This window comes from Streptomyces sp. NPDC001985, assembly GCF_040296845.1.
Classification (GTDB): domain Bacteria; phylum Actinomycetota; class Actinomycetes; order Streptomycetales; family Streptomycetaceae; genus Streptomyces.
Genome location: NZ_JBEOYB010000001.1, coordinates 167658 through 190811 on the forward strand (window position 1 = coordinate 167658; position 23154 = coordinate 190811).

The 23154-nt window shown below is 71.5% G+C and carries 27 protein-coding genes and 2 pseudogenes; 11 read left to right on the forward strand and 18 right to left on the reverse strand.

Going from position 1 to position 23154, the window contains the following annotated elements; translation table 11 throughout:
* Positions 1 to 104: 104 nt before the first annotated feature.
* From ABT122_RS00620 to ABT122_RS00635, 4 genes and pseudogenes are all read left to right on the forward strand, one after another.
* Positions 105 to 554, forward strand: a complete 450-nt coding sequence (locus ABT122_RS00620) for an SRPBCC family protein (protein ID WP_351543072.1) — start codon at positions 105 to 107, stop codon at positions 552 to 554.
* Between the two features lie 99 nt (positions 555 to 653).
* Positions 654 to 1256, forward strand: coding sequence for a flavodoxin family protein (locus tag ABT122_RS00625; protein ID WP_351543075.1), 603 nt, complete (start codon positions 654 to 656; stop codon positions 1254 to 1256).
* Positions 1257 to 1310: 54 nt separating this feature from the next.
* Positions 1311 to 1744: pseudogene (locus ABT122_RS00630) on the forward strand (SDR family NAD(P)-dependent oxidoreductase); the annotation flags it as partial.
* A gap of 7 nt (positions 1745 to 1751) precedes the next feature.
* Positions 1752 to 2198, forward strand: a complete 447-nt coding sequence (locus ABT122_RS00635) for a hypothetical protein (protein WP_351543078.1) — start codon at positions 1752 to 1754, stop codon at positions 2196 to 2198.
* A 254-nt stretch (positions 2199 to 2452) separates the two neighbouring features.
* Here the strand turns inward: ABT122_RS00635 and ABT122_RS00640 are convergent, their stop codons facing one another.
* From ABT122_RS00640 to ABT122_RS00695, 12 genes are all read right to left on the reverse strand, one after another.
* On the reverse strand, positions 2453 to 2902 hold the full coding sequence (locus tag ABT122_RS00640; RefSeq protein WP_351543081.1) for an Asp23/Gls24 family envelope stress response protein: 450 nt from the start codon (positions 2900 to 2902) through the stop codon (positions 2453 to 2455).
* A gap of 179 nt (positions 2903 to 3081) precedes the next feature.
* Positions 3082 to 3360, reverse strand: coding sequence for a gas vesicle protein K (locus ABT122_RS00645; protein WP_351543084.1), 279 nt, complete (start codon positions 3358 to 3360; stop codon positions 3082 to 3084).
* Positions 3357 to 3584: a gas vesicle protein gene (locus ABT122_RS00650; protein ID WP_351543087.1), complete on the reverse strand. Its 228-nt coding sequence runs from the start codon at positions 3582 to 3584 to the stop codon at positions 3357 to 3359. The genes ABT122_RS00645 and ABT122_RS00650 overlap by 4 nt, the downstream gene beginning before the upstream one ends.
* A gap of 2 nt (positions 3585 to 3586) precedes the next feature.
* Positions 3587 to 4390, reverse strand: a complete 804-nt coding sequence (locus tag ABT122_RS00655; protein WP_351543089.1) for a GvpL/GvpF family gas vesicle protein — start codon at positions 4388 to 4390, stop codon at positions 3587 to 3589.
* A gap of 2 nt (positions 4391 to 4392) precedes the next feature.
* Entirely contained in the window at positions 4393 to 4743 is a 351-nt protein-coding gene (locus tag ABT122_RS00660; RefSeq protein ID WP_351543092.1) for a gas vesicle protein, read from the reverse strand.
* Complete coding sequence (locus ABT122_RS00665; RefSeq protein WP_351543095.1) at positions 4740 to 5804, reverse strand: SRPBCC family protein; 1065 nt, start codon at positions 5802 to 5804, stop codon at positions 4740 to 4742. Before ABT122_RS00665 ends, ABT122_RS00660 begins: the two co-directional genes overlap by 4 nt.
* Positions 5805 to 5810: 6 nt before the next feature.
* The gene (locus tag ABT122_RS00670; protein WP_351543098.1) at positions 5811 to 6728 is read right to left on the reverse strand and encodes a histone protein; all 918 of its coding nucleotides are present in this window, start codon (positions 6726 to 6728) and stop codon (positions 5811 to 5813) included.
* Positions 6721 to 6993, reverse strand: coding sequence for a gas vesicle protein GvpG (locus ABT122_RS00675; protein WP_351543101.1), 273 nt, complete (start codon positions 6991 to 6993; stop codon positions 6721 to 6723). The genes ABT122_RS00670 and ABT122_RS00675 overlap by 8 nt, the downstream gene beginning before the upstream one ends.
* A gap of 3 nt (positions 6994 to 6996) precedes the next feature.
* Positions 6997 to 7746, reverse strand: a complete 750-nt coding sequence (locus tag ABT122_RS00680) for a GvpL/GvpF family gas vesicle protein (RefSeq protein WP_351543103.1) — start codon at positions 7744 to 7746, stop codon at positions 6997 to 6999.
* A gap of 4 nt (positions 7747 to 7750) precedes the next feature.
* The gene (gene gvpJ, locus ABT122_RS00685; RefSeq protein ID WP_351543106.1) at positions 7751 to 8254 is read right to left on the reverse strand and encodes a gas vesicle protein GvpJ; all 504 of its coding nucleotides are present in this window, start codon (positions 8252 to 8254) and stop codon (positions 7751 to 7753) included.
* A 32-nt stretch (positions 8255 to 8286) separates the two neighbouring features.
* A complete protein-coding gene (locus tag ABT122_RS00690; protein ID WP_351543109.1) occupies positions 8287 to 8604 on the reverse strand; it encodes a gas vesicle protein GvpO in 318 nt (105 codons plus the stop codon).
* Positions 8605 to 9203: 599 nt separating this feature from the next.
* On the reverse strand, positions 9204 to 10286 hold the full coding sequence (locus tag ABT122_RS00695; protein ID WP_351543112.1) for an AI-2E family transporter: 1083 nt from the start codon (positions 10284 to 10286) through the stop codon (positions 9204 to 9206).
* Positions 10287 to 10523: 237 nt separating this feature from the next.
* Between ABT122_RS00695 and ABT122_RS00700 the strand changes: the two genes are divergently transcribed.
* Together ABT122_RS00700 and ABT122_RS00705 are read left to right on the forward strand one after the other, a co-directional pair.
* On the forward strand, positions 10524 to 10697 hold the full coding sequence (locus ABT122_RS00700) for a CsbD family protein (protein WP_351543115.1): 174 nt from the start codon (positions 10524 to 10526) through the stop codon (positions 10695 to 10697).
* Positions 10698 to 10977: 280 nt separating this feature from the next.
* Positions 10978 to 11286 carry a DUF6479 family protein gene (locus tag ABT122_RS00705; protein WP_351543217.1) on the forward strand — a complete coding sequence of 103 codons (309 nt, stop codon included), beginning with the start codon at positions 10978 to 10980 and terminating at the stop codon, positions 11284 to 11286.
* Positions 11287 to 11324: 38 nt separating this feature from the next.
* Here the strand turns inward: ABT122_RS00705 and ABT122_RS00710 are convergent, their stop codons facing one another.
* From ABT122_RS00710 to ABT122_RS00730, 5 genes are all read right to left on the reverse strand, one after another.
* Positions 11325 to 12149, reverse strand: a complete 825-nt coding sequence (locus tag ABT122_RS00710; protein WP_351543117.1) for a hypothetical protein — start codon at positions 12147 to 12149, stop codon at positions 11325 to 11327.
* Complete coding sequence (locus ABT122_RS00715) at positions 12146 to 13051, reverse strand: helix-turn-helix domain-containing protein (protein WP_351543120.1); 906 nt, start codon at positions 13049 to 13051, stop codon at positions 12146 to 12148. The genes ABT122_RS00710 and ABT122_RS00715 overlap by 4 nt, the downstream gene beginning before the upstream one ends.
* A gap of 655 nt (positions 13052 to 13706) precedes the next feature.
* Positions 13707 to 15920 carry a SpoIIE family protein phosphatase gene (locus ABT122_RS00720; RefSeq protein WP_351543123.1) on the reverse strand — a complete coding sequence of 738 codons (2214 nt, stop codon included), beginning with the start codon at positions 15918 to 15920 and terminating at the stop codon, positions 13707 to 13709.
* Complete coding sequence (locus ABT122_RS00725) at positions 15917 to 16321, reverse strand: STAS domain-containing protein (protein WP_351543125.1); 405 nt, start codon at positions 16319 to 16321, stop codon at positions 15917 to 15919. Before ABT122_RS00725 ends, ABT122_RS00720 begins: the two co-directional genes overlap by 4 nt.
* 496 nt (positions 16322 to 16817) lie before the next feature.
* On the reverse strand, positions 16818 to 17783 hold the full coding sequence (locus ABT122_RS00730) for a pirin family protein (protein ID WP_351543127.1): 966 nt from the start codon (positions 17781 to 17783) through the stop codon (positions 16818 to 16820).
* A 138-nt stretch (positions 17784 to 17921) separates the two neighbouring features.
* On the opposite strand from ABT122_RS00730, the gene ABT122_RS00735 reads away from it, so the two are divergent.
* The 3 genes from ABT122_RS00735 (at position 17922) to ABT122_RS00745 (ending at position 19312) form a co-directional block, all read left to right on the forward strand.
* Entirely contained in the window at positions 17922 to 18257 is a 336-nt protein-coding gene (locus tag ABT122_RS00735; RefSeq protein WP_351543129.1) for a tetratricopeptide repeat protein, read from the forward strand.
* A 106-nt stretch (positions 18258 to 18363) separates the two neighbouring features.
* Positions 18364 to 18927, forward strand: a complete 564-nt coding sequence (locus ABT122_RS00740) for a TetR/AcrR family transcriptional regulator (RefSeq protein WP_351543132.1) — start codon at positions 18364 to 18366, stop codon at positions 18925 to 18927.
* Positions 18928 to 18955: 28 nt separating this feature from the next.
* Entirely contained in the window at positions 18956 to 19312 is a 357-nt protein-coding gene (locus tag ABT122_RS00745; RefSeq protein WP_351543135.1) for a PH domain-containing protein, read from the forward strand.
* 10 nt (positions 19313 to 19322) lie between these two features.
* On the opposite strand, the pseudogene ABT122_RS00750 reads toward ABT122_RS00745, so the two are convergent.
* A pseudogene (locus ABT122_RS00750) lies at positions 19323 to 20843 on the reverse strand (CocE/NonD family hydrolase); the annotation flags it as partial.
* 523 nt (positions 20844 to 21366) lie between these two features.
* On the opposite strand from ABT122_RS00750, the gene ABT122_RS00755 reads away from it, so the two are divergent.
* Together ABT122_RS00755 and ABT122_RS00760 are read left to right on the forward strand one after the other, a co-directional pair.
* Positions 21367 to 22083, forward strand: a complete 717-nt coding sequence (locus ABT122_RS00755; RefSeq protein WP_351543138.1) for a TetR/AcrR family transcriptional regulator — start codon at positions 21367 to 21369, stop codon at positions 22081 to 22083.
* A 163-nt stretch (positions 22084 to 22246) separates the two neighbouring features.
* Positions 22247 to 23041 (forward strand): SAM-dependent methyltransferase, encoded by a 795-nt coding sequence (locus ABT122_RS00760; RefSeq protein WP_351543141.1) that lies wholly within the window; start codon positions 22247 to 22249, stop codon positions 23039 to 23041.
* Positions 23042 to 23154 lie beyond the last annotated feature (113 nt).

Here is a 23154-nt window from a genome sequence, read left to right on the forward strand (position 1 = left end):
CCCCGGCCCGGCCATTCGACTCCCGGACACCGAGCCGCCGTGTCAGACGAGGGAACCCGGGTACGCGCCGCTCTGTCACCATCGGACCACCACAGGGAGTGGACATGTCGAAGATCGAGGAGTCCGTCGAGGTCGCCGTACCGGTGAGCACGGCCTACAACCAGTGGACGCAGTTCGAGGAGTTCCCGCAGTTCATGGACGCGGTGGAACGGATCGAGCAGCGCACCCCGACCCTGACGCACTGGGTCACCAAGGTGGACGGGGTGAGCCGCGAGTTCGACGCGAGGATCACCGAGCAGATCCCCGACGAGCGGGTCGCCTGGACCACCGTCGAGGGCGAGGTCCGCCAGGCCGGTGTCGTCACCTTCCACCGCCTGGACGACACCCACACCAAAATCATGCTCCAGCTCGACCACGACCCGCAGGGCATCACCGACACCGTCGCCGACAAGCTCGGCTTCGTCCGCCGCCAGGCCAGGGGCGACCTCAAGAACTTCAAGGAGTTCATCGAGACCCGGGGCACCGCAACGGGCGCCTGGCGCGGCACCCTCTGAGGCCCGTGCGGCGGGCACCCGGCACACGGCTCGGGTGCACCCCGCACGGCCGCCCCACCACCTCCCCTTCCCCTCCCCCTTTCGGCACCTGGAGACTCCGTGGTCCGCGCCGTAGCGCTCGTCTGCACGCTCACCCCCTCACCCGACCGTTCCAGCAGTCACCTCCTCGCCCAGCAGGTGATGTCCGAACTCGCCGCCCTCGGCGTCCAGGGCGAGACCGTCCGGGTGGCCGACCACGATGTCCGCTCCGGAATCTCCCGGGACCTGGGCGACGGCGACGCGTGGCCGGGGCTCTGGGAGAAGATCATGGCCGCGGACATCGTGCTCCTGGCCACCCCCATCTGGCTCGGCCACCCCTCCAGCCTCTGCCAGCGCGTCCTGGAGCGGCTCAACGCGGACATCTCCGAGACCGACGACGAGGGCCGGCCGCTGTTCGCCGGAAAGGTCGGCGCGGTCGCCGTCGTCGGCAACGAGGACGGCGCGCACAAGGTGAGCGCCGACCTCTTCCAGGGCCTCAACGACCTCGGGTTCTCCCTCGCACCGAGCGCGGTCACCTACTGGGTCGGGGAGGCCCGGCAGGGCACCGACTACCAGGACCTGGACGGCACTCCCGAAGCCGTCGCGACCACCACCAAAACCCTCGCCGCCAACGCCGTCCACCTCGCGAAACTGCTCGGGAGCGCGCCCTACCCGCCCGCCTGAGCGGAAGGCACCGCGACCGAGACCCCCGTGGCAGCACAAGGAAGAGGCGTCCCGATGCCCGAGAACCAGCCGGCCGGCAATCCGACGGACACCTACCCGCGGCCCGAGTTCCCGTCGCAGGAGCGGGCCCACCCCGGCTGGACGGGCCCGATGGACCCGCCGCCCGACCACGGTGAGGACACCTACCGCGGCTCGGGAGTCCTCGAGGACCGCAAGGCCCTGATCACCGGCGGGGACTCCGGGATCGGCCGGGCGGTCGCACTCGCCTGCGCCCGCGAGGGCGCCGATGTCCTCTTCACTCATCTGCCCGGGGAACGGGACGAGGCCGGCGAGACCGTCCGGCTGGTCCGGGACGCCGGGCGGACCGCCGTGGCGGTCGAGTGCGATATCCGCTTCGAGGAGGAGTGCCGGGCCTCAGCGACCGGACCGTCCGGGAGTTCGGCAGCCCTCCCCTGACCCCGCCCCCCGCCACACGGGAACTTTCCCAGGAGAACCGTGAACGACGAAACCGCCGGTGACGAACGGACCGATCCGTCACCCAGGCGCCCCGACGGAGCGAGCGACGCGACGGTCCGGGCTCTGGGGGCGCTCTCCGAGGCCCTGGAGACCGTGGAGCGGGCCCGGGGCAGCCTCTACGCCTTCCACCAGTTGACCGGCGGCGCGGATCTGAAGCTCGACGAAGCCCTGGAGCAGTTGCGCGCGGCGGGCCACGCCGCCCAGGCCGACCTGCTGGAGCGCGAGATCGTGGGCCGCGACGTCATCCCCGGGCACTGGACCTTCCAGATCGTGGAGGCGTACAACACCCACTACTACCGGCCCTTCACCGACACCGAGGCCCGTATCCGGCAGGAACTGCTGGAGGGCCGGGAGCATGTGTACGAGGCGGAGATGAAACAGGCCCGGCGCACCCACGGTCACCCCGGTCACTCGCCCGGCCCCTGACCGCCCCCGCGCAGCCCGCCGGTGCGGGCCGGGAGTGAAGCCGCCGGGGCCCCAGCAGGAGAGATGTCCGTCGAGGACACGAGGGTGCCCGAGCCCCGAGCACGATCGCGAGCCGGGTCGCGGGGTGCGGGCCGCCTGTCCGGTAAGAGCAGGCGGGGCCTGGTGGCTGCCGTCGCCGCGCCGGTGGGGTTTCGCGGGGCCTCGCGGGCTCCGGGCGCTGAGCCCCTTCTCCGCTTCTCAGCCGTGTACGTGGTTCATTGCACCCGGCCGCTCTCCGCGCTCCGCGAACCGTTGTCCTCATCAGTGTCGTCGTCCGGGATGTGGACGTCGAAGACGTTGATGTTGATCTCGACGACTTCCAGGCCGGTCATGGTCTCGACCGCGTCGGTGACGTGGGTCCGTATGGTGTCGGCGAGTTCATGGATGGGGATGCCGTACTCGACCTCGATGTCCACGTCGACAGCGGTCTGCTTCTCGCCCACTTCGACTTTCACACCTCGGCCGGCGCTGGAGGACCCGGGCATCCTGCCCGCGACCGCTCCGAGGGCCTTCGACGCCCCGCGTCCCACCGTATGCACGCCGTCGGTCTCGCGGATCGCGATTCCGGCGATGGTGGCCACGACCCCGTCCGCGATCGTCGTCCTTCCCCGGGTGCCCTGGTCGTTCCCGTGCGTTACCGCTTTCTCACCCTGAGATGTGGTCATGACGCCTCGCAGAGGTTTTGGTGTACGGCTCTCACGTGAGCCTCCTCATCCACTGTGCTCCCGTCCGCGGCCTTCCGCCATCACGGGCAGGCGGCACGCGGGACCGGCCCTCCTCGGGGCGGAGCAAGCGCACGGATGAGCAGCCCACAAGCCCGTCTCCGCCGACTGTGTGCGTCCGCTCAGCGAGGGGGAAGCAGCTTGCCGAGGGGGCCGAGATCGAGATTGAGATCCTCGGGCCGCACACCGTGCTGCTCGCACAGTTGCGTCATTCGCTGGTCGAGCAGCATCAGGGTGGTCCCGATCTCCTCGATCTTCTCGTCGCTCAGATCACCCTGCTCCACCCGTCGGATGGCCTGCCGCTCCATCAGCTGGCGCAGCAGCTCGACGACGGTCAGCACCAGGGTCACCAGATCTCGCCCCATCTGGTCGGAGTTCAGGTCCACGCGCGAATCGGTCACAGTGGTCCTCCGTCGGCCCACGGCGCGGGCACTCGCTCGTTGACCGACGACAACAGGGCGTGCAGCGACAGCCGTACGAGAGGCACGTCCGCGATGGCGATGACCAAGTCTCCGCTGATGACCACCCCGGTGGCCAGCACTCGGTCCAGCAGATCCACCAGAGGCACCCCGATGGGGCCCGCCAATGGCTCCGGACCGTCCCAGGGCACGATGTCACTCCCCATGGTCACGCCTCACCGACGAAGGAGTAGGGGACCCACGGTCCGGAGAGTTCGATCTGCCCGCCGGTGCGTTCCCGCACCGTGTCCACCAGCAGGGCGAACTCCTCCACCTGGTGTTCGCCGATCAGGTAGGTGGCGTTGAGCACTTGGACCTCGCGGTCCTCCCGGGTCTCCACCCGAAGCCGCCGGGATGCCTCGGCGAACGCTCGCAACTCGGCGTCGACCGTCTCCGCGAGGCGCAGCGCCTGTTCTCTCCGCCACTCGCGCCGTTCCTGGACACCACGCTTCCGATTCAGGTACGCGAGTCCCGCACCGGGGACGGCGCGGGTCGGCGCGGGCGCCGGCTCCGGCTCATCGGTGCCGGGAGCCGACGCGTACACCTTCACTCCCCACTCGGATCGGTACGCGATCCGCCGCAGCGCGGCGTGGAACCGCTCCGACTCCCGGCACAGTTCCTCCTGGGCCCGTGCGTCGTCGTGGTACAGAGTGGCGAGCGGCAGGGGAACGGTGGGGCACCGTCCGGCGACGGCGGACACCACCGTATGGTGCGCCCGTGCGTACGTCTCCAGCTCACGGAGGTCGGTGAGCCGCTCCTGCCAGGCCTCGTCGGTGAAGTCCGCGGCCGGTACGGTCTGGACCAGCGCGGCGAGCGATCCCGAGGGCAGCACCCGGACGGCAGCACCGCCCGGCATGCCCGCCAGGCCGCCGGCCTCCGCGACAGTACGTGCGCGGGCGTCCTGGAATACGGCGAACACGTAGGTCACTCCGGTGGCCGGGGTCGCCGGGGGCCGCGCGCCGGGCTGTGTCATGTTCACTCGCTCTTCCCGGCCGCTCGGACCTTCGAGTCACTCGGCGAGGCCTCCAGTGCGGCCAGGCGGTCGCGCAGTTCGCGGTTCTCGTCCTCCAGCGCCTCGCGCCGCGCGCGGGAACTCAGCGCTGGGTCGGTCTCCCACCAGTCGATGCCGGCCTTCTTGGCGGTGTCGACGGACGCCACGAAGAGGCGGAGCCGGATGGTGAGCAGCTCGATGTCGAGGAGGTCGATCTTGATGTCTCCCGCGATGACGATGCCCTTGTCGAGTACGCGTTCAAGGATGTCCGCGAGGTTGGTGGTCTGCGGACCGGGCGCCCACTGCTCTCCCTGCCGCGTGTCGAGTTCGGTCACCGCGAACTCCGCCGCTGCCGGCGCCTGCCGGACGACGGCTCCTCCGGCTCCTCCGGCTCTTCCTCGTCCTCGTCCTCGTCCTCGTCCTCGTCGGCCAGTTCTTCGTCCGGCTCCTCTTCCTCTCCGTCCTCCTCGTACTCCCCGTCTTCCTCCTCGTCTTCCTCCCCGTCCTCGTCCTCGCCCTCGTCCGCCGGCTCTTCGTCCGCGTCCTCGGCCTCGGCCTCGTCCTCGCCCTGCTCCTCCTCCGCCACGGCGTCCTCATGGGAGACAACAACCTCGCCATCGCGGATCTCGCCGCGCCAGCCCTCCGGTTCCTCCTCCGTGAGGGTGATATGGCGTTGGAAGTGCTTGAAGTCCAGTCGGATACGGCGGCCCTGTGCGCGCCAGAGGTTGCCCGTCTTCTCGAAGAATCCGGATGGGTAGTACTCGACGACCAGCACGATGCGCGTCAGATTCGGCGCCAGCTCGTGGAAACTCACGGCACCCCGCGTGGTGCCCTTGGCGCCCTCGGACGTCCACACGATGCGGTCGTCGGGGACCTGTTCCTGCACGGTGGCCTTGAAGCTGCGTGCCGACGGTCCGATCTTGACCTTCCAGTCACTGAGCGCGTCCTCGCTCTTCGAGACGTCCTGGACGCCCTTGGCGAAGCTGCTGAACTGGTCGTACTGGGTCCAGGCGTCATACGCGGTGCGCAAGGGAACGCCCACATCGAGCACCTCGATGATGTTCATCGATTTACCGCCGCCGGACTTGCGCTTGCCCTTTCCCCCGCCCATGGCGTCCTTGGCCTTGCCCACGACCGCGTCCTTGACGCCCTTCGCCTTTTCGGAGACGAGGGCCTTGATCGGAGATTCACCCCCCAGAACGCGCGCCCCCAAGGCCGGAAGTGTCCCTCCGTTCTCGGCCACTCCGCTGAGCTGGTCCGTGACATCGCTGAGTTTCCCGCCCACGCCGTCGGCGATCCTCTGGACCTGCGCTAGGACGAATTTCGTCAGCTCCTCCTTGAGGCGATCGGCGCCCGAATCAGCCGGAGCGTCCGGCTCGTCTTCCGTCCTGGCCATGGCTGACTACCTCCGGCGCTCGGTGCGCTTGGATGCTGTCCGCTTCGATGAAGCGGTTTTCTTGGCGGCGGACTTCTTCGCCGGAGCCGACCTCTTCGCGGGGGCCTTCTTCGCGGGGGCCTTCTTCGCCGGAGCGGACTTCCTGGAAGCCGGCTTCTTCGCCGGAGCGGCCTTCTTCGCCGCGGACTTCTTCGCCGGGGCGGCCTTCTTGGCGGGGGCCTTCTTGGCAGGAGCCTTTTTCGCCGGTGCCTTCTTGGCCGGTGCCTTCTTGGCCGGAGCCGACCTCTTCGCGGGGGCCTTCCTCGGTGCCGCGGACTTCCCGGACGGCTTCTCCGGCTGCTTTCTCGCCGCGGTGCGGCGACGCGGTCGTGGAGCGGGCGCCTCCGGCTCCTCGTCCTCGTCCTCTTCTTCCTCCTCCTCTTCCTCGTCCTCTTCTTCGTCCTGTTCCTCGTCCCAACCCTCGTCTTCTGCTTCCTCGTCCTCGGGCTCTTCCTCGTAGCCCTCGTCCTCGTCCTCGTCGTCCTCCGGGCCCTCCTCCTCGTACTCGTACTCCTCATCCTCGGCGTCCGCCTCGTCCGCCTCGTCCGCCTCGTCGGGCTCCCCGGCGCCCAGCTCGCCGAGACGGGCGGTCCGGTCACTGATGGCGTCGGCCAGAGAGCTCATGCCTCGGTTCGCGGCCGCGGTCACCGCCTGTCGTCCGGCGTCGAGAACCTCGCCCCTCAACTGATCCTGCAATTCGGCGAACTGCGGGATCTCACCGAGTCTCCGCACCCCTTCGGCCACCAGCGCGCGCGGTTCGAGCCCGAATCGGCGCCCCGCCAGATAGGTGGCGACGCTCAGAGCCAGTCGGCCCTTCTTCGTCCTGCCCAGCACGTAGCCGCCCACAACCGCAGCGGCGAGCGCTACCTTCTCCTGATCATTCATCTCCGTCACCTTCCGTCACTCGACGTGGGCCGACCAGTGCGGCGCAACCGTAGAGCCGGTCCAGCAACCTTTCCTCTTCTGCTTCGAACTCCTCCCAGCCGATGAACCCGTCATCGAGTTCCCGGTTGAGCGCGGCGAGTTGAGCACGGATCGCGCCCGGGTCGCGGAACTCGCGCTCAGCGGCGTCCCGGAGCTGTTCGGCGACCCACACCACACCGCGAACCGGCGCGATGGGAAGGAGGAGAATCCCGGAGATCAGCCCCATCGGTCAGCTCCCGCCGGTCAGTGCCGCCGAGGTGCGGGCGTCGACAAAGCTGTAGCAGGGGAGCGGTCCGGACACGCGCAGTTCGGCATGGTCGCGGTGGAGGTGCGCGAGCCGCTGAACCCTGGTCCTGAATCGCTCGGCGACAGCGCGCCGGACGAGGAAGGACACGTTCAGCGCACAGCCCCGCACCTCGGGCCCCGGGGCCGTCGCTCGCGCCAGGGGCGTGAGGGCGCCGAGAACGCCGCGTCCCGCCTCGGCCGCCCGCCGGAACAGGCCGGCCACCACGGCTTCCCCGAGCCGCACACTCGCCTCGTAGCCGGGGCGCCGACGGATTTCCTCGCGCAACTGCCTCACCTTCGCGTCCTCGGACAGCAGTGCGGCGAGTCCGTCCTCGGCGGGCATCGCCTTGACATTGAGCTCCACATGCCCCGCGAGCCGCTTCAGGTTGGCCACATGGCTCGACTCCTCGGCCGCCAGCCGGCGGAGGAGGGTTTCCTCGTCCGGGGCCATCACCCCGAAGCGCATCGGCAGGACCGGGCCTCTCTCGGCCAGCCCCATCAGGAGATCCTGGTGAGCGAGCAGGTCACGGCGGCGTGCCCGTACCTGGGCGGGGGCGTCGCCGACCACGACCGCGGTCGTTCCCCCGCCGACCGCGCGCAGGACGACATCCCCGCCGCCCACACCCTTTGTTCCCCTGGGCAGCCGGGCACCGGCCCGAACGATCGCGTAGACGAGAATGCCGTCGGTCTCCACCGGCTCACGCCTCCACGCGACGTCGCCGGCCGGCGCTGCCCCGGGCGGGGGCTGCCCGCTTCCTCGGCCGTCGCGGCTCAGCGGCGTCGTAGTCGTCCTCGTCGGGTTCACCGGCTGCGTCGGGTTCGTCGGGCTCGTCGGCTTCATCGGAGTCATCGCCTCCGCCGACCGCCTTCCGCACCTTGTCGCCGACGGTCTCCGCGGCTCTGCGCACCTTGCGTTTGCCGATCGACTTGGCCACGCCGCCGTGGAGCAGTTCGGGGACGGTGGTGCTGCCCGGGTCGCGCTCTAGATCCAGGCGGTTGCACGCCTCCGCGAACCGGAGGTAGGTGTCCACGCTCGCCACGACGATACGGGCGTCGATTTTGAGGATCTCGATGCCGACCAGGGAAACCCGGACGAAGACGTCGATCACCATGCCGCGGTCGAGGATGAGCTCCAGCACGTCGTAGAGGTTGCCGGCGCGTGACCGGCACGGGGCCACATCATCGGCGTAGGTGACGGTCACGGCAGGTCCTTCCGGCTGTGGGACAACTCGGCCTACTCGTCTGCGGAACCGCGGCGGTAGCGGCGGACACGGCGGTACTCCAGGAGGTCACCTCGCTGATCGAGCTGCACCTCGTACGAGGCGAGCAGGCTCGTCGTGTCCGGGATACGGGCCACTTCGAGGACATCGACGACCACGCACCAGCCGTCGTCGGAGCGGCGCACCTCGGAGACACCTTCAGCGGGATGGTCGACGAGCCCCTCCAGGCTCCGGCACGCGGCCCGGGCAGCATGCTCGGGACCCCTCGTGGGAGAAGCCTTTCGCCGCGGCCCCCCTGAGGGGCGAACGGCACTCGCTCGTCGCTCTGCCATAGTGCCCAGTTTCGTCGCTGTGGCGCGGCCCGCATCTTTTGCGGGGCCGCTCGTGGAGTGCGGAGAAACGGGAGCCCTGCCGCCCGGGTCCACGAGCCGGAATCCTCAGCCGACGCCCCGCCCCGGCCCGGCAGTCGCCGTATCGGCGGCGCCGCAGGAATCGCCGGCTCCGATCAGCGCGGCCGGTTTCCCGGGACACGGTTTCACTCCACACCCTGCCGGGGACCCGTCAGTCCCCGGCAGGGGCTGATACCCACTCCATGTGGACCACCGCACAGCACACGGTCACCGGGGAGAGCGGAGCGAGTGATGAGCGCCGGCACGGGACCGCGCGTGGTGGTCGCGGAGGGTACCGGGAAGGTGCGCCCAGTGGGTCCGGGGGGCCACCGCCGAGGGGAGAAAGCGGCGGGCGAGTCCCATCACGCTGCCGACGCGCGGATCGTCCGCCGGTGCTCGCGCCACACGCGTGCCGCCCGCCTCGGCTCGGAGGCCGCCGGGGAGCGGTACCGGCTGGCTGGGAGCGGTACCGGCTGGCTGGGAGCGGCCCGTCCCCGAGGACGCGCGAGGGACGCTCTCCCCTGGTGCGTGCCGGATTCGGTTCACTCGGGGCCCGGGTCGCGGAGCGCCTGGCGCACCGACCAGACCACAGCGATCAGGGGAACAGCCGTCACCGCGCCGATCACGCCCGCGGTGACGGCCCCACCGATGACGGAGAGAGCCACCACAACCGGGTGAAGCCGCACCGCCCAGCTCATGACCAGCGGATGCAGCAGATGGCCCTCGATCTGTCCGATGAGCACGATGAGGGCCATCACGATCGCCGCCACGAGCGGCCCTTTGGACGCGAGGGCGATCACCACCGCGACAGCCAGGGCGATCGGCGATCCGATCAGGGGGACGAACGCGGCGAAGAACTCCAGAAGGGCCAGTGGCAGCGCCAGGGGCACACCGAGCAGGGTGAGGGCGAGGCCGACGAGGACCGCGTTGACCGTGGCCACGAGCAGCACGCCGTGGGTGTATCCGGTGAAGGTCCGCCACGCGGCCCGGCCCGCCACCGCCGTACGACCGCGGAACCGTGACGGCAGCTCGGAGCAGAACCAGGCCCAGTACCGCTCGCCGGAGTGGATGAAGAAGACGGAGCAGAACAGGGCGAGGGCGAGCACCGTGAACGCCTCGACCACCCGCCCGGCCCCGCTGAGGACGGTGCCCACGACGGCTGAGCGGTGGGTCGAGAGCAGCTCTCCGAGCTGGGACTGGAAGTCGGTCACCGCGTGCGGGGGCAGCCGGAACGGCGAGTCCTCCAACAGGTGCGCGATCTGCTGGAAGCCGTCGCGGAACTCTCGCGCCAGCGTGCTCTCCTGTCCGGCGACGACCTCTCCGACCAGTACGAGCACACTGAGCACGACGCCGATGCTGCCGGTCAGTGTCAGTCCGACCGCGAGCGCGCGGGGCATCTTCCGGGCGAGCAGCACGGCGGCGGGCCGCAGCACGGCCGTGGCCACCAGCGCCAGGAAGACGGCGAGGGCGATCTGATGGAAGCGGCCGAGCACGGAGAAGACCCCGAGCACGACGACGGCCACCACCACGACACGCCAGGCGTACGCGGCGGCGGCCCGCAGCCCCTCGGGTACGGCAGGGTGCGGGAGGGGGGCGGACGGTGGCGGCTCGGCATCGCTGGGCATCCTCTTGCTTCTACCGCCACGGGCTCATGCGTCCCCACGGGGCACGCGTGGTTCACCCGGAGGGCACGCGGGGATGCGCTGACCGGTCGGACCGGACCGTCCACACCGTTCTGTCCGCTTCGGCCGACAGTCTCGCCCGCACGGAGCGCGAGGCGCTCCGTGCCCGCATGCCGGGCGGCGGTTTGCGGGGCCGCGCGCGGAGAGGCACCCTGGAAACGCGCCGAAGGGAATTCCGCTATGAGTAAGGCCAAGGGCAAAGCCAAAGAACTCAAGGGCAAGGTGAAGGAGGCGGCCGGAAAGGCTGTCGACGACGCGGGCGCGCAGGCGGAGGGCCGCCGCGACCAGGTCGCCGGGAAGGCGGAGCAGGCCGCGGACAAGGCGCGTCGGCACACCGGACGTCCGCACGCCTGAGGTGGCGCCGGCGAGAGCCGCCCGCGGGGACCGCCGGTCCCCCGGCCGCACGCCCCCTGTACACAGCCGCGTGCCCCCCGCACCTGCCCGTCTTTCCGGTGGAAGCCGCGCCCTGCCCCGTGACAGGTACGGCTTCCGCGCTCGCTCGCCCCGGGACGGTCCCGGGCGCTGAACGATCACAGCCGCGGAAAGGCGGTCACCTCGCGGGAAACCTCACCGGGACCAGAGGGATGGAGTCGTTGTGATCTTGACGGTGGCAGCCGAGGAATCTTCCGCCCCGGTGACTCTCGCGGCGGAGGGGGGCGTCGCCTGGCTCGGGCCGTTTCTCGTCGGCGTCGTGGTGGTGGGGCTGCTGATCGGCATGGTGGTCTGGCGAGGGAGAGGCAGGGGCCGGGCCCCGCGCCCGGGAGAACAGCCCGCGCCGGCCGCCCGGCGTGCCGCGGACCGGGGAACACCTCGGGAAGCCGATGACTTCGGGGCAGAGGGAGAGAGACTCTCCCCTCATGAGATGAAGGGGTACGGCAGCCGGGGTGCCCGGCCGGGCCAGGACGATCGTCCGGATGACCCGGATGCCCCACGAGCCGGTTGAACGGTTCCCGGGGCCCGCGCTGTCGCGGAATCGCCCGGTCAGCGATGGTGACCCCCGCGTACCGGTTCCTCGGAGCGCAGGAGTGCCAGGGCGTGTTCGGGTTCGCGGCGGGAGAGCCGCGGGTGGGGGTCGGCCCGTCGGTCCTGCGTGGTTCGGGTGCCGGGCGTGGTGGTGGCGGCGAAGAGGATGGTGATGTGGTCGGCGAAGTCGGGGCCGGGCAGGGGCATCTCGATGTCGGGGTTGTCGTTGTAGGCCACGGCCGAGCTGTCGGTGATGTACTCCACGACGGCTTCGATGATCTCGGTCCTGCAACGGCCGGTGCGGCGCAGGAGCTGTCCGAGGAGGCGCAGGACGGTGGGGGTGCTGGTGTCGAGGTCGCGGGTGAGTTCGGGGAGCCAGGGGAAGTCGGCCGTCTGGGGTGCGGTTTCGGTGTCGAGGCGGGTCTGTTCGCTCCACCAGGCGGCGGCGTGGGTCTCTCCGAGGGCCAGGTGGTGGAGGTGGAGGCAGTAGGCGGCGGTGTCGTCTCCGGCGCCGGCGGCGTACTGCCACCAGAACCGGGCGCCGGCGTCGTCGCCGGCCAGTTGGAGGATGCATCCCAGGACCCGTGCGCCGCGGGGGCCGGGCATCCGGTCGGTGAGGAAGTCCTGGAGCGAGGCGGCGGTGTGGGTGATCAGGGTCTCGCACAGGGTCCGCAGGTCGCGGGCGGCGGTGTGGCTGGTCCGGTGGCGGCTGTGGGTCCCGGGCGGGTGCCAGCACGGGGTGTCGAGGGCCAGGCTGATGTCCTGGTGGGGGATGAGATCGGACTGGACGTAGGGGTCGTCGCGGAGCAGGGCGCGGGCGAGGAGGTGATCGAGGGCAGTCACTGAGGTGTCTCTCCTGGGCCGTTGTGGGGGTCGAGAGCGGTGGTGAGGAAGCGTCGGGCGTGGCGTTCGGCGGAGTACACCAGGGCGATCGGGATGCCCAGGGTGGTGGCGACGGCCTCGGTGGTGCGGCCGCGCAGGTGCTTGAGGACCATGACGTCGAGCTGGAGGTCGGGCAGGCGGCTCATGGCCTGGAACAGGAGCATCGACTCGGACATCTGGAGGAACTGGGCGGTCAGGTCCGCGGTCTCGCCGAGCACGACGGTGTCGAAGGCGGCGCGGACCAGCTCCGGACGCCCAGCGGTGTGGGGGGTGCGCTGCATGACGCTCCGGCGCAGGATCGGCCAGGCGAAGGACTGGACGTCGGAGCTGGCCAGGGCCTCGTCCCAGCGCAGCCACAGCAGGTCGAAGGTCTCGGTGACCGCACGGTCCGCCTCGGTGCGGTTGCGGAGGAAGGTGCGGGCGTAGGCGGTGTAGGTGGCGCCGTTGAACTCGGTGAAGGCCAGGTGATTCACGGGCGGGGTACGGGGGCCTGTGGCCACCACCACCTTCTCTATGCAGGCCTGGACCCAGTCCTGCTTCTTGTGTGCTTCGAGCGCTGCCGCCGCCCACAGCCGGCGCATGGGCGCGGCCGGGATTCCCAGGACGGGAAGCAGGTTGTGGGTGATCTCCCAGCGCGGGTACAGGCCGGCGCCGCGCAGCAGTTCGGAGACCTTCGACTTCGACCATCCGGCGCGCTGTGCCAGGTCGCTGACGGTCATGCCGCTGGCGGCGAGCCGGGCGCGCAGGGCCTCCAGCCAGGCGCGGTGCGCGGCGCCGACACCGTCGACGATGGGGCCGAGTTTGCGGCCCGGCCGGCCGGGCGAGCCCTCGGACGGCTGAATCGCCGGGGGTTGTGGGGTCACCGTGCCCGCCCCTCGTGTTGTATCGTCACGCCCGTCCGGGGAGCAGGGCACCGTCCGGTGGTGTGGGTGGTTTCAGCGATGAGCCGGGTGGGTAGTTCGAACGCGGTCGCCGCGGCGCTCCGGAGGGACTGCGTCGCGGTGATGAGGGTCCGCGCCTGCTGTGTGTGCATCGAGCCTTCCAAGTACGTCCGGAATGGCCCCTCCACGCGGTGCCGACGCGTGGTGGTGAGGGGCGGGGGACGCCAGCATGGAGCGAAACACTCCGCACACGCCACGTGATCATGGGATCACGGAACAATGACCTCGCTGTAACCTGCGGCCAATCACAACCAGCCGCACATAATGACGCATTGAACGTCATCAGAGGCGAAATTCCCGATATTCCTTGCGGACCGGTACCCGAGCCCCGCAAATGGAAGAGCAGGCACCCTTCCGGGGCCCGCGCCTTCCAGTCCGGAAGGACCACGCCCCTCTCCCGTGCCGAAAGGAGAAGGGCCCGCGGGGCCGGGCGGCACCACGACCGCCCGGCCCCGTGACACAGGTGAGCCCGGTCCGCGCGGTCCGGCTGCCGGAGGGCTTCATCGTGGGCGGCCTCCCGAGTGCGCGCGGCACTCGGCCCGTACCGCGTCCCCGAGTGCCGTTCGGGGTTCGGGAATCAGGTGTCGGTGTCGGTGTCGGTGTCGCGGTGGGTGGCGGTCAGGACGAGTACGGCCTGGTCGTCGTCGATGTCACGGCCGCCGGTGAAGGAGTGGACCGCGGCGGTGAGGGTGTCCAGGACGGCCGGAGCCCTCGGTGGCGGAGGAGTGAGTGCCTGGGTGAGGCGTTCCTCGTCGAAGAGTTCGTTCGCGCTGTTGCGGGCTTCGGTGATGCCGTCGGTGTAGAGGACCAGGCTCTCCCCGGGGGCGAGGTTGACGCGGCGAGAGCACAGCTGGGGGTCCGGCAGCACTCCGAGGAGTGGTCCGTCGCAGTGGACGGGGTGTGTGCCGTCCTCGGTGAGGTGCAGGGGGAGGGTGTGACCGGCCCGGACGAGTTCCATCTCCAGTCCGGCCCCGGTGGGGGTGAAATGCCCGTAGACGAGGGTGACGAAGCCGGTGCCGTGACTGCCGTGCCGTCTGATCAGGGCGTGGTTGACGGCCTGGACGACGGCTTCGGGGCCGGGCAGGAACGAGGCGACGGCGCGGGCGGTGTGCCGGACCAGGGCGGTGGTGGTGGCGGCGAGCGCGCCCCGGCCGCAGACGTCACCGAGCATGAAGGCCCAGCCGCCGCCGTCCAGGGGGAAGACGTCGTAGAAGTCCCCGCCGATGTCCAGTCCTTCACCGGCGGGGTGGTAGTAGGTGGCCAGCTCCGCGCCGGGCAGGGTCGGCAGATCGGGCAGCAGCAGGCCGGCCTGGAGGTCGCGGGCGAGGGCGGCGCGCTGGGTGTACTGGCGGGCGTTGCCGGCGGCGGTGGCGGCGCGGCGGGCGAGTTCCTCCGCCAGAGCCACGGCGTGCCCGTCGAAGGCGTGGTCCCCGGTGGTGAGCAGCGTCAGGGTGGCGAAGGTCTGGCCGCGGTCGGTCAGCGGCACGCACAGATAGCCGGTGATGCCCAGGTCCTGCCACGGGCCGGGGCCGGTGGGGGCACGGCGGGCGACCTCGGTCAGCGAGGACGCCAGCACACGGGCCACCGCGTCGTCGCCGGCGTCGTAGACCGGGATGTGAGAGGCGAGCAGCTGTTGGGCGTCCGCGGTCAGGGCGGCGGTGGCGATGCGGCGCACCCGGCCCTGTTCGATGACATCGACCGCGCACAGCGGGGCCAGGGCGGGCACACACAGGGCGGCCAGCCGCTCGAAGGTCTGGGCGTAGTGGAGGTCGGAGCTGAGTGTGGTGCTGGCCTTGAGGAGGAACGCCAGGTCGTCACGGGCCGCCTTCTCGCCCGCCTCGGCGGCCAGGCGGGCCTGCTCGGCATGATGGCGTTCGATGGCCAGCGCCGCGGTGTCGGCGAAGACACCGGCGAGTGCCAGATCGGCCTCGGCGGGGGCGCGCGGAACGCGGTGGTACATCGCGAACGTCCCCAGCAGGTGCCCGTCGCGGCCCAGGATGGGGGTGGACCAGCAGGCCGCGAGGCCGGCGCGCTCGGCCAGGCCGCGGAAGTCGTCCCAGAACGGGTCGGTGGCGATGTCGGAGACGATGACGCGCTGCCCGCGGTGCGCGGCGGTGCCGCAGGAGCCGACGCCGTCACCGGTGGCGATGCCGTCGATGGCCTGGTTGTAGAAGGCGGGCAGGCTCGGGGCGGTGCCGTGGCGCAGATGGAGACCGTCCTCGTCGGCCAGCAGAACCGAGACCAGGACTCCGGGCGACAGGTCCTCGATCACCTTCGCCATACCCTCCAGCACGTCCGCCAGGGGAGCCTGGCGGGCTATCTGTTCCAGCAGGGCGCGGTGCTCGGCTGTCAGCCGCTGGGCGTGGTTGACCTGGGTGGTCTCCATCCCGATCATCCGCACCCCCATCACATTGCCGCCCCGGTCGCGGCGAGGCTCGTAGGTGAAGTCGAAGAACGCCTCACGCACCCCCGTGCCCTCGCCCAGCAGTACCCGCGCGTTGCGGTCAACGCACGGCCGGCCGGTGCGGTAGACACGGTCCAGCAGGGTGATGAAGCCCTGCTCGGCGAATTCGGGCATCAGCTGCCCGAGCGGCAGCCCCGTGCGTTCGGCTGTGCGGCCGACAGCGGTGAAGAAGGCCGGGTTCGCGGCTTCCAGCAGATGAGCGGGGCCGGCCATCGAGGCGAACAGAGTGGTCGACTCACCGAACAGCGAACGCAGATCCGCCTCTTCGGCAGATGCCGCCGGCCCGGGGCCGTGCGGTACGGCCGGCCGCTCTGGTGTGCTGGTCATTCCGTCCCTCTTCCCCGAAATCCGCTCTCCGCACCGGTATCGGCCACCCGGTCACGCCCGCTCCGGGCGGTGAGGGCCTCCGCGGTGCTGGTGTGGAGGGGAATCACGCGGTCCAGCCCGGTGAGCGAGAAGACCTTGGCCACCGGCGCCGGCGCAGCCGCCACCCGGAGCTGCCCCCGCTGCGCCGACAGGCGCTGATAGAGCCGGACGAGTCCGCTGATACCGGATGAGTCGCAGAAGGACAGGGATGCGCAGTCGACCACCACCAGCGACGGTGCGGGCCGCGCGGACAGCGCCGTCTCGGCGGCCTCGTCCAGCTGCACCACGCTCTCGACGTCCAGTTCCCCCCGGAGCCGGAGCACCGCGGCTTCCGCCGCCGGCCTGACCTGAACCGAAAACATCTGCCTCCGCACTTTCCGCCCGCCGGTGTGAAACCTGAGAGGCCTCCATCGTAGAAGCCCCCCTTCCCTGCCCGGAGAGGCCCACCCCCGCCGGCCGGCGGTGTGAACACCCGGTGCCGGATAAAGATGGATGAATACCACTGAACCTGGTGAATCCTGGCTCTCCATCCCGCCGTGACCTGCTGAGAGACCTCGCGGCCAGTCCTCCGCGCCACCGGCGACGCGGTCCGGCCGCGCACCGGAGAGCACTCGGTCTCGGGGCCAGGCCCCGCAAAACGGTGGGACCAGCCGCGCCGCGGTCACCTCCAGGACGGACCGCGACGTGTCCGGGGAGGTCGTGTGCGCCCGTGCCGCCCCGGCCGCCGGGGCGTGCGCGATGGCGCGGCGGCTCACGCGGCGCCCTCCTCGGCCCGCGACCACCCGAAGATCTCCCCGCCCTCCGGCTCTGCGGCGATCTTCACCGATGACCGCCCGCACCCCTTTCCGAAAGGCCCGGTCAGCGCACCCGGCCGCGCTTCTTCAGCTGCCCCGGCGGGAGTTGGGGAGCCGCCAGCGGGCCGCCGTCGTAGCCCTTCACCTCGCCGAAGCGGGAGCCGGTCATCCAGTCCGTGCGGGCCTGTTCGATCTCGGCCTGGGTGCGGCCCACGAAGTTCCACCACATGATCAGCTCCTCCTCGAACGGCTCTCCGCCGAGCAGCATCAGACCGGCGTCGGACTCCGCGCGCAGGGGGAGGGCGGTCCGGCCGCAGCCCAGGTAGAGCATGGAGCCGGGGAGGACCGGGACGCCGTCGACGTGTGCCTCGCCGGACATCGAGAGGACCGCGTACTCGAAATCGGGGTCGAGCGGCAGGCTCGGGTTCGCGCCGCGGGTGAGGGCGAGGTCGGCGCCGACGATGGGGGTGTAGGCGGTGCCCGGGGAGCGGGCGCCGTCGAGGGAGCCGAGGATGACCGTGGCGGTCAGGCCGGGGGCGGTGACCACCGGGAGGTCGGTGTGGTGCTGGAAGTGGGGCTCCACCTGGCGGTGGGCGTCGGGGAGCGCCACCCAGAGCTGGGCGCCGTGGAGGAGGCGGGCGTGTGCGCGGGGGCTCTCCTCCGAGTGGCTGATGGCCCGGCCGGAGGTCATCAGGCCCAGTTCGCGCGGGCGGATGGTCGCCAGGCTGCCGGTGCTGTCGCGGTGCAGCACCTCGCCCTCGTGGAGCCAGCTGACCGTCTGAAGGCCCATGTGCGGGTGGGGCGGTACCTGCATCCCTGGCTCGTCGGCGATGTCGTCCGGGCCGTAGTGATCGACGAAGGCCCAGGCCCCGACCATGCGCCGGCCCAGGTTGGGCAGGAGCCGGCGGACCTCGGTGGACTCCCCGAGCCGGACCCGGCGGGGACTGAGAAGTTCACGGACGGGTTCCGCGACGACGAAGCCACGGCCGCCGCAGAGGGAGGGGACGGCCTGACGATCGAGATTGCTCATGGCTCCCAACCTATTCCTGTACGGGTGGCTCTCGTCAGCCCCCACGCCCACAGGGTAGTAGGGGTAGTGGAATATTCAACCAACCCCTCTGGTTGTGGCCACTGACAGCGACCGGACGAGACTCCAGGAGGAGAACCAGTGAACGAGACCTACTTCGAGTTCGGCACCGCCGCCGAGCGGTGGGACCGTGCGCGGCTGTTCTTCGACGCGAAGGAGTACGCCACGGCGGCCCGCATCCTGCGCGGACTCGTCGACGAGGCCCCGGAGCAGATCGCGCAGCGCCTGCTGCTCGCCCGGACGTACTACCACTCGGCCCAGCTCGGCCGCGCCGAGACGGAGCTGCGGTCCGTGCTGGAGCTGAACCCGGTGGAGGACTACGCCCGGCTGATGCTCGGCCGCACCCTGGAGCGCCAGGGGAGGCCCGACGAGGCGGCCCCGCACCTGCGGATGGCCGCGGCGATGTCGGGAGAGTGACCGCCCGCCCCCACGGGGCCGGCCCGCCCCAGTGGCGGGCCGGCCTCGCGCCGTTAAGGAACGGTCGTTCTTGACCAAGCGTTCCTTAATGGCTTACGGTGGGGCCATGGGACGCCCAAGAGGTTTTGACGAGGCAGAAGTGGTGCGCTCGGCGGCCGGGCTCTTCGCCGGCCGGGCGTACGACGGCATCTCCATCGACGATCTGGTCACCCATCTGGGGCTGCACCGCAACAGTCTGTACAAGACCTTCGGCAGCAAGCGCGGCCTCTATCTGGCCGCGCTCCGCTGGTATCTGGCGCACGATGTGGCCCCGCTGATCGACCGGGTGGCCCGGGCGGGCGACCCCGGTGAGGTGCTGGGCGAGGCGCTGCGCCCGCCGGGCGGAGGACCGGGGCTCGATCTGCTGCTGCTCGCCGCCGTCGAGCGGGCGCCGGTGGACGACGAGGTGGCCGAGCTGGTCACCCGTACCTTCACGGCGCTCGACGGAGCCGCGGGCGGCGGGGCGGCGGGGCGGGAGACGTCCGGGGACGGCACAGCCGGGCACGACGGGCTGGCCATCGCCCTCACCGCCGCCGCCCTCGGGCTGCGCATCCGCAGCCGGGCCGGCGCGAGCCCCGCGGAGACCGGCCGGGCCCGCGCCGCCCTCGCGGAGCGTCTCGACCACCACTGAACCCCACCACCACTCGCTGGGAGCGGATATGGCACAGGTCAGGATCGACAGCGGCAGACTCATCGTGGAGATGGAGGGCCTCGGCAGGCTGTGGGCGCTCAGGAGCCGGCTCGCCATCCCGCTCGACCATGTGCGCGGTGCGACCGTCGATCCCGGAATGGCCAGGGAACCCAAGGGGATTCGCGCGCCCGGAACCCAGTTCCCCCGCTTCATCACCGCCGGGACCTTCTACTCCAAGGGTGAGCGAGTGTTCTGGGATGTCCGGGACGCCTCCAGGGTGGTGGTCGTGGAACTGACGGACGAGCGGTACGCCCGGCTGGTGCTCCAGGTCCGCGACCCCCGGGCGACCGTCGCGTCGATCGAGCACGCCCTCCAGCCGCGCTGAGCGGCGAGCGCTACTCCCCCGCAGGGGCCGACGGAGCCACCGGAACCGCCGGAACCACCGGAGCCCCGGCCGGCAGGATCAGCGCCGAGCGCATGTGCACCGTGATGTTCACCGGCACGAGCACGGTGGCCGTGGCCGACGGTTCCCCCGTGCCGGTGCCCCGTGCGCAGCGGGGGTGGGCGCCCCCGCTGATCTGGAGCCGGACGCGGTGCCCGGCGGCGAACCGGTGGGCCGTGGAACCCATCGGCACCGTCACGAACACGGCCCGCTCCCCCTCCGTGCGCACCCGGACCAGCCCGTCGCAGACATTGACGGAACGGCCTTCCCCGTCCACCTCGCACAGCCGGGCGAAGAGATCGGCGTGCCCGGTGTCCGTGGAGACCTCCAGCCGCGCCGCGACCGCGCCGAGCACGTCGACGGAGTCGGCCAGCGGCGGTCCGGTGAAGGTCAGCACATCGTCACGGGCCTCCAGAGCGCCGTTGTCCCGGCTTCCGGCGGTGCGGGAGAGCAGGGGGCCGCCCACCGAGGGGGTGGGGTCGGCCGGGTCGTAGCGGAAGGCCGCCAGCGGCGCGGAGTCGGTGGGCGCCAGCCGGGTGAGATACCCCTGGGGCGTCGGATACCAGTGCACGGCACCCCCGGCCGGCGGCCACTCGCCGAGGTCCCGCCACTCGTCCTGACCGCCCACATGGACCCGTACACCGGTCGGGCGCAGCGCCGACGGGTCGTCGCACAGATGGGCGCGCAGCCAGCCGAGGCTCTCGGCGAACACCTCGGGCCATCCCTGCCCGAAGGCGGAGGTGTGGGTCCAGGGGCCGACGAGGAGGGCGGTGTCGCGGCCGGAGCCGCGCAGCCGTGCGTACTGGTCGAGAACCTGGCCGGCCAGGGCGTCGTGCCAGCCCGTGACCAGGGCGGTGGGCACGCCCGGGCCGTCGGCGGCGCTCAGGACGGACGCGCCGGACCAGTACGGGTCGTCGGCGTCCGGGTGGGTCACCGCCTCGTCCAGCCAGGGGACTTCGGCGCCGAGCCCGGCGGCGAGACCGTCGCGCGCGGGCAGGGCGCGGGTGGCGCCGCGCAGCCGCCGGGCGAGGCGGAGCACAGCCCTCAGGAAGGGCAGGGCGCCCCGGTGCTGGTGGGTCATGCCGACGCCGACGACCAAAGCGTTCTCCAGGTGGAACGCACCGCCCGAGTGGAAGAGGGCGCGGGGGTCGTGCAGCCCGGCCTGGACCACCATCGCCCGCAGTTCGGGCGGCGGGTCGAGGGCGAGCGCCCACTGCGTGTAGCCGAGATAACTGGCGCCGACCGTGCCCAGCACCCCGTTGAACCAGGGCTGCTCCCGCAGCCACTCCACGGCGGCGAGGCCGTCGGCGGCCTCGTGGCGCCACAGGTCGAAGGTGCCGCCCGAGCCTCCGGTGCCCCGGCAGCTCTGGAGGATCACATGGAAGCCCTGTTCGGCGAAGAGCATGCCGTACAGGGGCCCCCACGGGAGACCTCTGCCGTACGGCGAGCGCACCAGGAGAGTGGGGTGACCGCCGCCAGGACCGCCCCCCGGACCGCCGCCCGGACCGCCGCCGGGACCACCTCCCGCTCCCGCACCCGCGCCACCTCCCGGGCCCGCGCCCGGCCCCTCCTCCGGACCAACGCCCGGCCCTCCTTCCGGAGCACCCCCCGGGCCTCCTTCCGGCCCGCCGCCCGCGCCGTCCGCCGCACCCACCGGGCCGCGCGGGAAGTAGTGGTCCGCGATCAGCGGGCTGCCGTCGGCGGCCGGCACCTCGAACCCCGGCTCCCACCCGATGTCGTACCGCCGCGCGGGGAGGCCGCGCCAGGTGGCCCGCAGCATCCGCGCGGACAGCGGCAGCCCGCGGGACGCGCGCGGGCCCCCGGACCGGCGGGACATCGGCACGGCACCACGCGTCGTCGGTCTCATCGGCTCTCCTCGGTCTCCCCGGCCTGCATTTCCGTACGTCGTACGAGAATAACGCCTGCTTGGATGGACACCGCAAGCCCCCTCCCGGACAGCAGGAGAAGCGGGGCGGGAGCGAGCGAAGGGAACTGCCGTGGGCCGTGGTGGCGGAACCGGCGGCGGGAGCGTCGACCCGCGCGAGCTGTGGCTGAGCCCCGGCCGGCCGCGCCGGGGGCGTCCGCCCGCCTTCAGCCGTACGGAGATCACCGCCGCGGCGGTCGCCCTCGCGGACACCGAAGGGCTGGAGGCGGTCACCATGCGCGCGGTGGCCGCCGCGATCGGCGCGGGGGCCATGTCGCTCTACAGCTATGTCCCCGACAAGGAGACACTGCTGGAGCTGATGATCGACCATGTGAACGGCGAACTGTCCACGGCCGGTCCGCTCAGCGGCGACTGGCGGGCCGACCTCGCCGCCGTCGCGCACGCCCAGCGCGCCCTCATGCTCCGTCACCCCTGGCTGCCCGCGGCGCTGCCCGCGCGCCGGACCTTCGGGCCCCACACGCTCGCCTTCCTGGAGCATGTGCTCGTCGCCCTGCGGCCCGCCGGTCTCGACGCCGGTGCGAAGCTGGAGGTGTTCAGCATGGTCACCGGCTTCGTCGCCGGGCATGTCACCCACGAGGTCGCCCGGCGGACGGCCTCGGACGGCCCCGGACTCGCGGCGGCCGAGGCGGCCTATCTCGCGGCTGTCGCCGCCGACGGCCACCACCCGGAACTGGCGGGAATCCTCGCGGAAGCCCCGCCGCCGCCGAGCGCCGATGCCGCTTTCGCCCGGCTCCTCAGCCGGTTGCTCAACGGCCTGGACCGGGGCTGAAGTCCGGCGCCCGCACCGGACGCGACGGCCTCCCGCGCCGTCAACCTGCCCCGATATGCCACGTGTTCCCCGGCGCCACTGGCTTAAATGTGACGGGTGGTGAAGCATGGGCATGCCCCCCGCACGGGCTGTGCGGGGGCTGATACGAGGAGAGCAGAGCACGATGAACGCGGAGCAGCGGGAGCCTGTGGTCCAGATCGACACCACCACGCCCCATTCGGCGCGGGTGTGGAACTACTGGCTCGGCGGCAAGGACAACTACCCGGTCGACCAGGTCCTGGGTGCACGGCTGGAGGAGATGTTCCCGCAGATCATCGACATAGCCCGGGCCTCGCGCCGATTCCAGGCGCGAGCCGTCCGCCATGCCACCGAGGAGCTGGGGATACGTCAGTTCCTGGATCTCGGCACCGGGCTGCCCACCGCCAACTCCACGCACGAGGTGGCCCAGGGCTCCGCGCCCGAGTCCAGGATCGTCTACGTCGACAACGACCCGATCGTGCTGGCCCATGCCCGCGCCCTGCTGGTCGGCAGGCCCGAGGGTGCCACCGACTATGTGCACGCGGATCTGACGGACTCGGCGGCCGTGCTGCGCGAGGCGGCGAAGACCCTCGACCTCTCCCGGCCGGTGGCGCTGATGCTGCTCTCCACCCTGGGGCATGTCGCGGACAACGCCGACGCCGCCGCGCTGCTGCGCAGCTATCTGGACGTCCTGCCCGCCGGGAGCGCTCTGATCCTGTGCGACACGATCGAGACGCCGGAGACCCGCGCCGGATCGGACGAGTACGCGAGCGGGGGCGCGCTGCCCTACATCTCGCGCCCGGCCGAGGTCGTGGGCTCCTTCTCGGACGGTCTGGAGCTGATCGAGCCCGGCTTCGGCTCGATCAGCCTGTGGCGCCCCGACGAGCCGGTCACCGGTGAGCCGGTCGAGCAGTGGGGTTTCGTGGCCGTCAAGCGCTGAGCGCGGGAGCGGTACGGAGGGGAAGGGCGGGGCGGTCCCGACGGGGCCGCCCCGCCCTCGCGTTCCGTACCGGAGGAGCCCCGGCCGCTCCGTACCGGAAGGCCCCCGGCCGC